Here is a 14,417-nt window from a genome sequence, read left to right on the forward strand (position 1 = left end):
CTTGAAAGAATTCTCAATTTTACATCAAAAGGAAACAATTCTTAGACCAAATTCTGAGTTTGAAAGAAGAATAATTTTTCAATATTATTTAGATAATGATATTAAAATTGATAAAAAAGAAAGAGAAATACTTTTAGAATGTGTAGCTGTAGAAGCAGAAAACATTGGTATTATAGGCTGTCTTTTAAAAGATAAAACGCATATAAATACCTTAAGATTAGCAATTGGAGCAAAAAATAAATCGAATGTAAAATTGGCTAATTTGTCTAAAATATATCTAGAAAACTTAAGTATAGAAACAGCTGACAATTATTATGCATTAGAAAAAGATTTTTCTACTTTTACAAAAGTAGAAGTAGATGTAGAAAGCATTTATAACATGATTTATTATTAATTATGGATAAAAAATATACAATTCAAAATAAGCCATTTGTTGTACCAACAACAGATTGCAAATTAATAGAAGAACATTTTGGTAATGCTACAGATAAAAATTCGCAAATAAGTATTGCTCATATGATTGCACCGCCAAAATGGAAAGAGCCTTTTCAAACGCCAGCTTTTGATGAATATACGTATATTATTAAAGGGAAAAAACAATTTATTATCGACGACGAAATTGTTGTTTTAGAAGCTGGTCAATCTATCAAAATAGAGAAAAATATAAGAGTTCAATACTCAAATCCTTTTGATGATGAATGTGAATATTTAGCTGTTTGTTTGCCAGCATTTTCTATTGATTTGGTAAATAGAGAAGACGAATAAAAACTGTTTTTTTAGTATATTATTAAATCAAATAAGCATTTTATGAAATAATATGCTATCTTCTTATGCTTTTTTATATTTCTCTAATTAGAGTTTCATACAAAGAAAACAAAATTTCATATCGTATTTTTAAAGAGAATTCTTACAGAAAATAAAATCCAAATATATACTTTGAAATTCAAGAATTCTAAAAGACGGTTTCTCCAATATGAAAAATTATTTTGTTCAAGTTATTTCTTATTTTAAGATAAATGATTATTTATAATTTTTAGAATAAAATATTTTATAAATTACAGAAAAAAATATTCACAAATGTCAGATACAATTCCCTCTAAAAAAATAAGACAAGTTTTTGTTTTATTAATAATTTTATTATTTGCAATTTTAATTTTTTTAGAGATGATACCTTATTTATTGGGTGTTTTTGGGGCAATAACAATGTATGTTTTGTTAAGAAAATGGATGGCATTTTTAGTAAGAAAAAAATGGCATCCAGATTTAGCTGCTGGTATGTTAATGTTTTTGTCTTTTATATGTATTTTGTTACCTGTTTCTGGAATTATATTTATGCTTGGCAATAAAATTGGTCAAGTTGTAAATAATTCTGAAAAAGTTGAAGAGGCTATTAAAAACTTTGCAGTTACTTTTGAGAATAAATATGGTTATGATTTAAGTTCTAATATTAATGTTTCAGAAATTTCTAAATGGTTAGCAAGTAATTTAGATAATTTTGCAGGAAGCACTTTTAATACATTTATAGCTTTAGGTTTAATGTATTTTATGCTTTATTACATGTTAACTAACAGAAATAAATTAAAAGATTCTTTGTTAGAATATATTCCTATTGATGATAAAAACTTAAAAATTATTGGAAAAGAAGCAGTTGCTATGGTTCGTTCTAATGCTGTAGGAATTCCTTTAGTTGCAATTGCACAAGGACTTATTGCCTTAATTGGTCTTCTAATTTTTGATATTAAAGATCCTTTTTTCTGGTTTATAATAGTAACTATTGGTTCTATGATTCCTTTTGTAGGTACTTTAATTGGTATAATTCCTGTTTTTGTTTTAACTATTTCTTCTGGAAATGAATTTACCGCTTGGGGAATTCTTATTTATGGTTTACTAGTTGTGGGTTCTACAGATAATATTATTAGACTTTTTGTGCTTAGAAAACTAGACAACGTTCATCCTTTAATAACGCTAATTGGTGTTATTGTTGGCGTACCTCTTTTTGGGTTTATTGGCTTAATTTTTGGACCTTTATTAATAAGTTTATTTCTGATAATAATGCGTATTTATAAAAAAGAATTTGGAGTGTAAATTAGTAATTTTAATTTTTTATTTAAAATATCAATTCTAATAATTTATAAATCTTCGGATGTTTTATTGTTGTCATAAACAGAACTACTTTTAATATTTAAAATATAACAAATAAAGAAGATCTATAATTTTTACTTGATTTTTTTAGTAATAAATCAATTTATATAATACTACAAACTAATAAAAAATAAGCTAATATTTTTATGAAGAATTCTGGTAAAAAATCAGAAAAGTTATCAAAAAAATATTAGCTTTTTTAAAATAGGTAATGGTTAATTTTAGCTTTTTCTATTACGCGCTAATAATGTGTTTTTTAATAACATCGCAATCGTCATTGGGCCAACTCCGCCAGGAACAGGTGTTATAAAAGCTGCTTTTTCTGAAACTTCATTAAAAGCAACATCACCAACTAATCTAAAACCATTTTTTTTGCTAGAATCGGCTAAACGAGTTATACCAACATCAATAATAGTAACATTGTCTTTAACCATATCTGCTTTTAAAAACTCTGGAATACCAATTGCAGCAATAATAATATCAGCTTGTAAAGTAAAGCTTTTTAGGTTTTGAGTTCTACTATGGCACATGGTAACAGTTGCATTACCAACTTTTCTTTTTTGTGATAATAAAATACTCATTGGGCTACCAACAATATGACTTCTTCCCAAAACAACAACATGTTTTCCAGAAGTTTCTACATTATATCTGTCTAATAATTCTAGAATTCCGAAAGGTGTTGCAGAGATAAAAGTAGGTAAGTTTAACGCCATTTTTCCAACATTCGTTGGATGAAAACCATCAACATCTTTATCAGGATTAATTGCCATTATTATTTTTTGCTCATCAATATGTTTTGGTAAAGGAAGCTGAACAATAAAGCCATCAATATCATTATCAATATTTAAGATTGCAATTTCATTAAGTAATTCTTCTTCTGTAGTTTGTTCTGATAAACGAATTAAAGAAGATTCAAAACCTACACGTTCACAAGCTTTTACTTTTGCATTTACATAGGTAATACTTGCGCCATCGTTACCAACTATAACAGCTGCTAAATGTGGTGTTTTATTTCCTTTATCTTTTAATTCTCTTACTTCTAAAGCAATTTCTTCTTTAATATCTGCTGAAGTTTTTTTTCCGTCTAGTAAAATCATTTTTCTTTTAAAATATAAATTATGACTGTTATGTTATTTTTATTGAATTCTTTTAAAATGTTGTAATTAGTATCTAAAATTTCGTATTCTTTATCCGTTAAATTAAAGACATTAGAATAAAAAATGTACTTATTTTTTGTGTTAAATTTAGAAAAAGCTCTTTGATCACCTCTTAAATCAATATTATCTAAAGTAGTTAAATTCGGAAAAAAACTAGCAACTTTATCAATATCAATATTTTCTTTATTTAAGTAATTTATGGCTTTTATTCTTAAAGAATGATAAGGAATATGTGCCAAACTTGCATCCCAACCTTGTGATAATTCTCTTGGATAAACCCATAAATTTCCAGAAATAAGCCCTAAGAAAAGTAATGAAAAGAGTATTTTTTTTGATTTGTAGTACTGTTGTAAAATAGTATATGCTAATAAAGTAAAAGCAATATAAGAGACAATAAAATAGCGATGACCAAATGTATTTGTAGATATTAAAGAAATTACAACAATAAAAAATACAGAAGCTATTGCTAATAATAAAAGTTGCTTATTTTTTGTTGATGTAATTATTTTTTTTCCAAAAAATATACAAATAATTGCTAAAAATATAAAAATAAAAACCCGTCCAAAATCAGCATATCTATGAACTAGAAAAAAACAATTTTTTAAAAAAGTTTTTAAATCAGCAAAACCCCAAAGTCCAGCCCAAGGTGAATCTGGGTGTGTTTGTAACCAACCTTTTGTTAATAATCTCCAACAAACAAAAACAAACCCTGGTAAAGCACTTAAAAAGTAAAATAAGAGAAATTTTAAATTCAATATTTTTTTTAAATTCTTCTTTTCTAATAAATAGGTATTAAAAATATCAAACAAAAAGAGTCCGCCAAACAATAGCATACTTCTAAATGAAACGATGCTTAAAAAGAATAACCCAATAAATTTAGTTTTTTTATTTTTAAATAGAATTCCGTTTAGAGATAGTAAAAAGAAAAATACAATAATTACTTCTGGATTTACAATTACGAATTGAGTTGATAATGTTGGATCTGCAATAATCAGTAAAAATGCTAAAATTTGATTTTTTTGATTTTCTACAAAATAGGATATAAATTTAAATAACTGATAAAAAACGCCAATTGTAAAAGGCATCATTAAAAAATGACCAACCCAAAGTTTATGACCTAATATTTTCCAAGAAATAGCTAAAAGAAAACCTAAAAAAGGAGGATGACCGGGATCAAATTGGTCTGGAATCGTCCAGTTAAAAATAGAATTATAATATAAATGGTTGCCCATTTTTGAAGCAAAAAGAACGTTGTCCCAAAACATTCCATTTGTATTTGAAACAAAAAAAATACAAACACCCAAAAAAATAAAAAGTAATTTTTTTATGTTTTCAAAAGCTAGGTTGTTTGTAATTTCTTTAGACATTTTGCAAATTAAAATGGCTGCTAAAAAGCAGCCAAATATTTTTTATTTCATTCCTTGCATCATTTGCATCATTTTTTTGCCTCCTCCTCCTTGCATCATCTTCATCATTTTACTCATTTGATTAAATTGCTTCATCAATTGATTTACTTCTTGAATGCTAGTTCCAGATCCTTTTGCAATTCTCTTTTTTCTACTTGCATTTATAGTTGTTGGCGTACTTCTTTCACTTGGCGTCATAGAATGTATAATTGCTTCAATACCTTTAAAAGCATCATCATCAATATCAACATCTTTCATTGCTTTACCAGCGCCAGGAATCATACCAACTAAATCTTTCATGCTTCCCATCTTTTTAATTTGTTGAATCTGACTTAAAAAGTCATCAAAACCAAATTGATTTTTAGCAATCTTTTTTTGTAATTTTCTAGCTTCTTCTTCATCATATTGATCTTGAGCACGCTCAACAAGAGAAATAACATCTCCCATTCCCAATATTCTGTCTGCCATTCTATCTGGATGAAAAACATCAATTGCATCCATTTTTTCTCCTGTACCAATAAACTTTATAGGTTTATCAACAACAGATTTTATGGATAAAGCAGCTCCACCACGCGTATCACCATCTAATTTTGTAAGTACAACACCATTAAAATTTAAAATATCATTAAATGCTTTAGCAGTATTTACAGCATCTTGTCCAGTCATAGAATCTACCACAAATAAAGTTTCTTGTGGATTTACAGCTTTATGAATATTAGAGATTTCTGTCATCATGGCATCATCTACAGCCAAACGACCAGCAGTATCAATAATAACAACATTTTTGCCTTTTGCTTTGGCGTGTTTTATAGCATTTAAAGAAATTTCTACAGGATTGTTATTACCAACCTCTGCATAAACATCAACATCAATTTGTTCACCTACAACTTGTAATTGATTTATAGCGGCTGGTCTGTAAACATCACAACCAACTAAAAGAACTTGTTTAGATTTTTTAGTTTTTAAGTAATTTGCTAATTTTCCTGAAAAAGTAGTTTTACCAGAACCTTGTAAACCAGACATTAAAATTACAGTTGGCGAGCCTCCTAAATTTACGCCAACAGTTTCGCCACCCATTAATTCCGTTAGTTGATCTTTAACTAACTTTACCATTAATTGCCCTGGATTCAAGGTAGTTAATACATCTTGACCAATAGCTTGTGTTTGTACTTTTTTAGTAAATTCTTTGGCAATTTTAAAGTTAACATCGGCATCTAAAAGTGCTCTTCTAACTTCTTTTAACGTTTCTGCAACGTTTACTTCTGTAATTTTACCATGACCTTTTAAGGTGTGTAAGGCTTTATCTAATTTATCGCTTAAATTATTAAACATAATTTGTTTTCTTTTTTAGGAAGCACAAATATAAGAATTAGAGATGATTAGTAAAGTGATAAAAGGGAGTTTTTTAATTATTTAGTCTTTAAAAATAAGCTTGTAAAAAAGCTGATTAAATGTATAAATATTGAGCATAGAAAAATTATAAATGATATGGCAATTGCTAAATCTAAATCTATGAAATAGAAAGAATTAATTTGAGTTAATTTTTCATCAGAATTTAAGCTGAAAATTCCATATATAAATGGTATTAGTGAAATTGTTTGTAAAAAGATATGCAAAATAGTTAACCATACTTTAGGTGTTTTTTTTGCCCAAATTAAACTGAAATAATTTAAACCAATTAAGCAAAAGAAAATGGCAGAAAGATAGCACCAAAAATCTGCATGAAACTCAAAATAGGTACTGTATACAGCAATATCTAATGTTATATCTTTTTTATATAAACCCAATAAAATAAAAACGAATGCTAATCCGAAGAAAAATAAATGAGGTTTAGTTATTATTTTTTTCATAATTAATATTAAAATAGATTAGCTAGTTTTTCTTAAAATTGTTAAAATAAAATTAAGAATATGTAAGCATATCGAAATAGTAAAAAGGATATAAGAAATAGAAAGAATGTAATAAAAATCTATTGAACTTTTGGTGAAAACTACTTTTGTATTTAAAAAGAAAATGCAAAAAGTAAAAGGAATTAAAGCCGCAAACTGAAACAATATATGAAACAAAGACAAAATATGTACAGTTCGTTTTTTTGCCCAATAAAGCATGTAATAATTTATGCCAATTAAAGCCGTAAAAACAGCCGAAAAATAACACCAATAATGAATTTTAACAGCAAAGAATGTATTATTTATTGTTATATCTATAATACCACCTTTTTTAATAATAGCAAAAATAATAAAAAGAGGAATTAAGCTAAAAAAGAAAATATGTGGTTTTTTAATAATCGTTTTCAATTAATATAAATTTTGTAAAGTTTTTGTGTGATGCTCAGTATGATAAGCCGTCCACATAATAATTTCTCTAACAGTCATTTTACCCATTAATGGATGTGGAAGCACTAATGTGTCTAAGTTTTTTTCGCTAATATGAACTGTTTTATATTGCAATTTTTTTTGTTGAATTTGCAATCTTGTCAACAAACGATTTCTTCCTTTTAAAGTGGGTTTCTTTAACTTTTGATTAAAACTCTTGCTTTTTCTAAATTTTCTAAAAGTTTTTGCTGATAGTTTTTGGCAACAGTTTCGTAATCTCTAGGTGCTCTATTACAAGTACCGAATTTATATTTTAAAATAAATCTTGGATAACTTAAAGCGTTATTTAGTAACTGTAAACTATTAACTAAATGCTCAATATGCTGACTTGTAGACCATTTTGTTTCTGGACCAATTTCCCAATTTTCTATGGGTTGATTCTCTAGCCAACTAAATAATTGTTGGTGTTTTTCTTCTAATAAATTGGCTATCTCAACTTTATCCACCCAACAATAATTTAATGCTTAAAAATAAGAAATTTAATTTGGTTATATCTACATTTTAGTTAGATATAAACAGAAATGGTTAAAAAGATCATAGAAACTAAAGTTAAAATGAGCACTAAAGGAATTACAAATTTCAACCATTTATCATATCCAATTTTTACAATTGCAAGTGAAGCCAAAATTAATCCCGTAGGATTTATAAAATTAAATAACCCCATTCCTAAAAGATACGTGTTTACAATATGTTCTCTACCTAATGAAACCGTATCTGCTAAAGGAGACAAAATGGGCATTGTTAAAACTGCCATTCCAGATGATGAAGGAATAAAAAACGACAATCCACTATACACAAAAAGCATCGAGTTAATAAACAAACCTTTGTTCATTCCTTCTGTAAATGAGCTAGCATAAAACAGTAAAGTATCACTAATTAAACCATCTTCCATTAAAATAGTAACACCTCTTGCCAATCCAATAATAAATGCAACACTTAATAATTCGTTAGCTCCTTTTATAAAAGTATCCACAAAAACAGTTTCATTTATTCTGCAAATAAATCCTATTAAAAGTGCGCCAACAAAGAAAACTCCTGTCATTTCTAAAAACCACCAATCTAGATTGCTAACACCATAAACCATAATTATAAAACATAAAATAAAAATGGTTAATACTAATTTTAAGCGAAAAGTAAAGTTAATTTTTTCTAATGAATCTTGATAAGAAAATCTTTTTTCAATGCTTTCTTTTTGATCAAAAATGATAGATTTTGATGGATCTTTTTTAACTTTTTGAGCATATCTTATAATGTATAAAATACAAATAATCAATCCAATTAAAAGCATTACAACTCTTCCTTCAATTCCTGTAGTCCAATTAATTCCGGCAGAATTTGATGCAATAATTGTACTAAAAGGATTTATAGTAGAAACCATTGTACCAATAGAAGAACCAATATAAATACATGCTAAAGCTACAATTGCATCGTATTTTGCAGCAATAAAAATAGGAATTAAAATAGGGTAGAAGGCAATTGTTTCTTCGGCCAAACCAAAAGTCGTTCCGCCTAAAGCAATCAAGGTTGTTACTACAATTATAAGAATATATTCTTTGCCCTTTAAGACATTGGAAAGTCTAGAAATTCCTGCTTCAAAAGCACCTGTAAAATTTACAATTGCAACTAAACCTCCAATAAATAAAACCAAAATAATTATATCAGCAACTGCTATAATCCCTTTTAAAGGCGCTAAAATAAATTCGATAAACCCTTGAGGTTTGGCTTCTAATTTTTGATAAGTTCCAGGAATACTAATTGCTTTATAAATGGCGCCAGAGGTGAATTTTTCTAACGGAATTTTAACCTCTAAATCATCTAATGTTTTTTGCGATGCTTCTAAAATAATTGATCCTTCCTGACTCGTTTTTATAAAACTATTATCGTCTTTATTATAAGCTAATCTGTCATATTGTCCAGAAGGAACACACCAAGTTAAAAGCGCAACAAAAGCAGCTATTAATAACAAAACTGTTTGTGCGCTTGGAAATTTTATTTTTTTCATCTTTAAAACCAAATAAGTTTTAAAGATACTATTTTAAAAAAATAATTAAATAAAATATTTTTATTTTTCTGGAACAAATTCTAATGCAGCTCCGTTTATACAATGTCGCTTTCCTGTAGTTTTTCTTGGTCCATCATCAAAAGAATGTCCTAAATGTCCACCACAAGTAGTACATTTTAATTCAGTTCTTGCATAACCAATTTTGTAATCGATGTCTAATTCAACATTTCCTTTTATTGCTCTATCAAATGAAGGCCAACCAGAACCAGAATCGTATTTATGGTCAGATTTGTACAAAGCAGTTTTACATGCAGCACAAACATAAGTTCCTTTTTTATGATTATTATTCAAATCACTAGAAAAAGCTCTTTCTGTTCCAGCTTCTCTTAAAACATTATATTGTAGGGGAGAAAGTAGTTCTTTCCATTCAATATCTGTTTTAACAATTTTATATATTTTCTTTTCTTTGGATGAGTTTTGTGCATTTCCTACACAACTTATCATCAAAAATAAGACAAGAATACTTGCTAGTTTTTTCATTTTTTTTTGAGTTAAAAATTGATTTTTATAACTTTTTTGAATCAATTTTATAATGATTATATTAATTTACACAAAAGATCCTATTTAACATCAGACGAACATTTTTTGTGAATCTTACAAGCCTATCAGAATTAAATAAACATTTAAATTTTTCTTTTTTTTGAAAAGTTTTAGTTTTAGAAATATAGAATACGTAATTTTATTGAAAATTATAAGTGACTAAGACCGATATTTGGTGTCTTATAATATGAACCAAAAAGTAAAAAATAATGAAAAAAATAATAGTTTTAATAGTCGCAGTTTTTCTTTTTTCAGAATGTAGTACTGTGCCAATTACTGGTAGAAAACGAGTTAATCTTGTAAGTGATGCGCAAGTTTTACCCGCTAGTTTTGCTCAATATCAAGGGTTTTTAGAAGAAAATAAACTTTCTTCTAATAGCAAAATGACAAATCAAGTAAAAGAAGTTGGTAAAAATATTTCTGCTGCAGTAGATCGTTTTATGAGAGCAAATAATATGACATCAGAAGCAGATTCTTATAAATGGGAATTTAATTTAGTAGAAGACGCAACTGTAAATGCATGGTGTATGCCAGGAGGAAAAGTTGTTTTCTATACAGGAATTATGCCAATTTGTGCAAATGATAATGGAGTTGCTGCAGTTATGGGGCACGAAGTTGCGCATGCATTTGCTAAACATGGTCAAGAAAGAATGACAAATTCTTATGGACAACAAATAGGAGGTTTATTAGTTGCTTTAGGAACGTCAAATAAAAGTGCAGAATCTCAACAAATGTGGAATACAGCTTTTGGTGTAGGCTCTGGTTTAGGAATGTTAAAGTTTAGTAGAGTTCATGAGCAAGAAGCAGACAGATTAGGGTTGGTTTTTATGATTATGGCTGGTTATGATGGTACAGAAGCTGCTGAAGTTTGGGTAAGAATGAGTGCAAATTCTGGTGGAAGTTCTCAACCAGAAATTTTAAGTACACACCCTTCAAATGAATCTAGAATACAAGATTTAAGAAGTTATTTACCAACTGCTAAAAAATATGCAGCAGAATATAATGTAAAAGGTAATTTACTTATGAAAAATTAGATTAACAATTAGATTTCATATATTGTGGCCGTTCAAAATTATTTTTTGAACGGTTATTTTATATAAAATAAGTATGTTAAAAATAGGAGATAAAAAATTAATAAATGGTTGGGCTTTTTATGATTGGGCAAATTCGGTATATTCTTTAGTTATAAGTACTGCAGTTTTTCCCTTGTATTATAGTGCAGTAACAGATGGTAAAACAGTTATTTTTCTAGGCACAGAATGGAATCATCCTGATAGTTTGTATAGTTATGCGTTGTCATTCTCATTTTTAGTTGTTGCATTTATTTCTCCAATTTTATCAGGAATTGCAGATTATACAGGAAGTAAGAAAAAGTTTATGAAGTTTTTCTGTTGGTTAGGAGGTTTGTCTGTGGCAAGTTTATATTTTTTTGATGGCATAGATACGGTTTGGATTGGTATTGTTTTTACCATTTTAGCAAGTATAGGATTTTGGGCAAGTTTAGTTTTTTACAATGCTTATTTACCAGAAGTTGCACATCCAGAACAACAAGATAGAGCAAGTGCAAAAGGTTTTATTTATGGATATGCAGGTTCTGTTATTTTACTGATAATCAATTTAATTATGATTCAGAAACCAGATTGGTTTGGTATAGATGCATCTTTGGCATCAAGAATTTCGTTTTTATTAGTTGGTATTTGGTGGATTGGTTTTGCGCAAATAACATTTAAAAGATTGCCAAATGATATTTATAATAAAAAACCTGAGGAAGATTATATTTGGAGAGGTTTTAAAGAATTAAAAATAGTTGCTAAAGAAGTAATGAATTATCCTACTTTAAAGCGTTTTTTAATCTCATTTTTCCTATTAAGTATTGGTGTACAAACTATTATTTTAATGGCGGCAATTTTTGGGTCAAGTGAATTAGGTTTACCAGCAATTAACTTAATTATAACTATTTTATTAGTACAAATTGTAGCAATTATTGGTGCATTTGTTTTTTCTAGACTTTCAGAAAAATGGGGAAATATAAAAGCACTTAAAGTTACCATTCTAATTTGGATGGTTGTTTGTTTTGCAGCTTTTATGCTCGATAAAAAGCAAGAAAATGTAGCGTTTTATTTCTACGGATTAGGAGTTTTATTGGGTTTTGTGCAAGGTGCAATTCAGTCTTTAACACGTTCTACGTATTCTAAATTATTACCAGAGACAGAAGATCATGCAACGTATTTTAGTTTTTATGATGTTACTGAAAAAATAGCAATTGTTTTAGGAACTTTTGTGTACGGATTTTTATATTCTATAACAGATTCTATGCAATGGAGTGTACTTTGTATGGCAGTTTTCTTTTTAGCTTCTTTTATCATTTTAAGTTCATTAAAGAAAACAAAATATGTACAATAAAAAAGTGCTGAGTTTAATTAACTCAGCACTTTTTAAAACTATATATTATCTAGTTTTATAAAACAAAATTAACACCTACAACTATATTTCTTCCTTGATTTAAAATTCCATCTGCTTTTAAACGAGACAAATGATTAATGTATTCTTTATCAAACAAATTATTTACAGAAATTGATGTGGTAAACGTTGTTTTTCCAAGTACAACATCACCTCCAAAACCTAAGTTTACTAAATTGTAACTAGGAGTTTCTGTTTCAAAAACACTAACGTTATTTTGATTAAAAGTGCTTTGTAAACTCAATGAAGTATATCCTTTTTGCAACCAATTTTTGATATTAAATTCTGTTCTAAATGTATTTTTCCAAGTATTTGCGGGAATCAATGGTAAATAATCACCACTACTTTGTTTACCAGTAACTGTTTCAAAAGTACTTTCTAAATGCAACCAATCAATTGGATGTGGGTGTAAATGGAAACCAAATTCACCACCGTATAATTTTGCATTTTCTTGCACATACGTATAAACAGGATTTTCATCTTCAATTTCTCCTGTAGGATTTAAAAAAATATAATCATTTAAATGATTGTAAAATCCGTTAGCAAAAAACTCAAAATGTTCAGTTTTATATTCTAAAGAAACATCAATTTGAGTGTTTTTCTCATTTGATAAATTATTATTTCCTTCTTCAAACCTATTGGTTCCATGATGAACTCCATTAGATGTTAATTCCGCTAAATTTGGTGCTCTAAAACCAGTTGCTAAATTTATTCTAGTTGTAAAAAAATCTGTGAAAGAAGTTTTAAATCCTAAAGAAGTTGTAAAACTATTGAAAGATTTATCAATAGCATTAAAAACATGAATTTCATCTTCATGAGCAACTTCATGACTTTCTGTGCTTATATTTCTATTATCAAAACGAATTCCTGCTTGTAATGTACTTTTATTCCACGCATAATTTGCAGTTGTAAAAATTCCAAAATCATTAATAATTGCATTAGGAATTAATATTTCTTCGCCAAAATTTGTATTTGTTTGATGTAATCCTTGTACACCAGAAAGAATTTCAAAATTTCCAGTTTTAGGAAAATGATATTTGGCATTATAAGAATATGTTTTTAATTTCATTCTTAAAGCAGCTTCTTCATGTTCCTCATGTTCTTCATCCTCTTCGCCATCATCATGCTCTTCGTGTTCTTCAAATTCTTGTCGGTCATTAAAAGTATATCCTAAATCGATATCTAATTTAGAATTACCAAAAAAGATATGATTATGAGCACTTAATATATGATTATCAATAACTTGATATGGTTCTAAAAGAGATTTACTAGTAGATTGATCAGCAATTCCTTCTGTTAAACCTAATTGAGAATTGTTAAAATTATAACGAATTTCTGATGTGAATTTATTTTTAGAATATGCAATTCCTGTTTTAAAATCTTTTTCATTAAAACGAGTATTTGTTACTCTTTCATCCGTAGGAATTGTATAATCAGAATGAGAAGCATACGTTCCTCTGGCTAAAAATTTCCAATTTTCTTTAGACGTTTTTAATCCAACAGAAGTATTGCTACCTAAAGTATTACTAAAATATTTTTGACTAAAATTAATTTCTTTTTGATTTTCTGATGCAAATCTTTCTGGATTTAAATACAAAACTCCACCTAAAGCATCAGAACCATAAAGAAGAGAAGCTGGCCCTTTTATTACTTCAACACTGCTAATTCCTGCATCGTTAATTCCCAAACCATGTTCGCCACCAAATTGCTGATTTTCTAAACGAATTCCTTGTGTATACACTAAAACTCTATTACCACTCAATCCTCTAATTACAGGTTTTCCGATAGAACTTCCTGTAGAAATTTGAGAAACTCCAGCAATATTTGTGATGCCTTCAGCAAGTGTTGTAGCTCCCATTTTTTTAATAGATTCTGCTGATAATCTTTCAACTTTCATTACATTATCAGATTGTAACTTATTAAAAGGAGTAGAAATAATAATTTCATCCATTTCAAAAGAAGAATCTTCTAATTGAATATTTAGGATTTCATTTTTAGAAGTTATTACAATTGTTTTTGTTACCGATTTGTATCCTAAATAGGTAAAAGTAATTTTTAATTTTCCATTAGGAATATTCTTTATTACATAAGTTCCATCTTCATTTGTAGTTGTTCCTTTATGAATTTCTTGAGCATAAATTCCTACTTCAGATAATGGGTTATTGTTGTTATCTGTTATTTTTCCTGAAATACTGTTTTGTGCATTCGCAGAAAATACTGCTACTAAAAGTAGCAATTTTATAAATGTTTTCATTAATGTTATTTTTACTGATTA

At 27.7% G+C, this 14,417-nt stretch carries 15 protein-coding genes; 5 read left to right on the plus strand and 10 right to left on the minus strand.

The window, feature by feature from the left end:
* The first annotated feature begins 1 nt into the window (after position 1).
* The 3 genes from BLT70_RS06050 (at position 2) to BLT70_RS06060 (ending at position 2,085) form a co-directional block, all read left to right on the plus strand.
* A complete protein-coding gene (locus BLT70_RS06050; RefSeq protein WP_091892626.1) occupies positions 2-394 on the plus strand; it encodes a hypothetical protein in 393 nt (130 codons plus the stop codon).
* 2 nt (positions 395-396) lie between these two features.
* Positions 397-765: a cupin domain-containing protein gene (locus BLT70_RS06055; RefSeq protein WP_091892628.1), complete on the plus strand. Its 369-nt coding sequence runs from the start codon at positions 397-399 to the stop codon at positions 763-765.
* A gap of 312 nt (positions 766-1,077) precedes the next feature.
* Positions 1,078-2,085 carry an AI-2E family transporter gene (locus BLT70_RS06060; RefSeq protein WP_091892630.1) on the plus strand — a complete coding sequence of 336 codons (1,008 nt, stop codon included), beginning with the start codon at positions 1,078-1,080 and terminating at the stop codon, positions 2,083-2,085.
* A 278-nt stretch (positions 2,086-2,363) separates the two neighbouring features.
* Here BLT70_RS06060 and folD read toward each other — a convergent pair whose 3' ends face one another.
* The 9 genes from folD to msrB all read right to left on the minus strand — a co-directional run bounded on the left by folD (position 2,364) and on the right by msrB (position 9,622).
* Entirely contained in the window at positions 2,364-3,239 is an 876-nt protein-coding gene (gene folD, locus BLT70_RS06065) for a bifunctional methylenetetrahydrofolate dehydrogenase/methenyltetrahydrofolate cyclohydrolase FolD (RefSeq protein WP_091892632.1), read from the minus strand.
* Complete coding sequence (locus BLT70_RS06070) at positions 3,236-4,666, minus strand: hypothetical protein (protein ID WP_091892634.1); 1,431 nt, start codon at positions 4,664-4,666, stop codon at positions 3,236-3,238. The genes folD and BLT70_RS06070 overlap by 4 nt, the downstream gene beginning before the upstream one ends.
* A gap of 42 nt (positions 4,667-4,708) precedes the next feature.
* The gene (ffh, locus tag BLT70_RS06075; protein ID WP_091892636.1) at positions 4,709-6,037 is read right to left on the minus strand and encodes a signal recognition particle protein; all 1,329 of its coding nucleotides are present in this window, start codon (positions 6,035-6,037) and stop codon (positions 4,709-4,711) included.
* Positions 6,038-6,114: 77 nt separating this feature from the next.
* Entirely contained in the window at positions 6,115-6,555 is a 441-nt protein-coding gene (locus BLT70_RS06080) for a hypothetical protein (protein WP_091892638.1), read from the minus strand.
* Between the two features lie 18 nt (positions 6,556-6,573).
* Complete coding sequence (locus BLT70_RS06085) at positions 6,574-7,002, minus strand: hypothetical protein (protein WP_091892640.1); 429 nt, start codon at positions 7,000-7,002, stop codon at positions 6,574-6,576.
* Positions 7,003-7,155, minus strand: a complete 153-nt coding sequence (locus BLT70_RS06090; RefSeq protein WP_231962837.1) for a DinB family protein — start codon at positions 7,153-7,155, stop codon at positions 7,003-7,005.
* Between the two features lie 62 nt (positions 7,156-7,217).
* Positions 7,218-7,526 (minus strand): hypothetical protein, encoded by a 309-nt coding sequence (locus BLT70_RS06095; protein WP_091892644.1) that lies wholly within the window; start codon positions 7,524-7,526, stop codon positions 7,218-7,220.
* A 59-nt stretch (positions 7,527-7,585) separates the two neighbouring features.
* Entirely contained in the window at positions 7,586-9,082 is a 1,497-nt protein-coding gene (locus tag BLT70_RS06100; protein ID WP_091892646.1) for a YfcC family protein, read from the minus strand.
* A 60-nt stretch (positions 9,083-9,142) separates the two neighbouring features.
* Complete coding sequence (msrB, locus tag BLT70_RS06105) at positions 9,143-9,622, minus strand: peptide-methionine (R)-S-oxide reductase MsrB (RefSeq protein WP_091897466.1); 480 nt, start codon at positions 9,620-9,622, stop codon at positions 9,143-9,145.
* 269 nt (positions 9,623-9,891) lie between these two features.
* On the opposite strand from msrB, the gene BLT70_RS06110 reads away from it, so the two are divergent.
* Both BLT70_RS06110 and BLT70_RS06115 read left to right on the plus strand, forming a co-directional pair.
* Positions 9,892-10,716: a M48 family metalloprotease gene (locus tag BLT70_RS06110; protein WP_091892647.1), complete on the plus strand. Its 825-nt coding sequence runs from the start codon at positions 9,892-9,894 to the stop codon at positions 10,714-10,716.
* A gap of 73 nt (positions 10,717-10,789) precedes the next feature.
* Entirely contained in the window at positions 10,790-12,085 is a 1,296-nt protein-coding gene (locus tag BLT70_RS06115; RefSeq protein ID WP_091892649.1) for an MFS transporter, read from the plus strand.
* Between the two features lie 55 nt (positions 12,086-12,140).
* On the opposite strand, the gene BLT70_RS06120 is transcribed toward BLT70_RS06115, so the two are convergent.
* Entirely contained in the window at positions 12,141-14,396 is a 2,256-nt protein-coding gene (locus BLT70_RS06120) for a TonB-dependent receptor (protein ID WP_091892651.1), read from the minus strand.
* Positions 14,397-14,417: the final 21 nt, after the last annotated feature.

This window comes from Polaribacter sp. KT25b, from assembly GCF_900105145.1.
Taxonomy (GTDB): Bacteria; Bacteroidota; Bacteroidia; order Flavobacteriales; family Flavobacteriaceae; genus Polaribacter.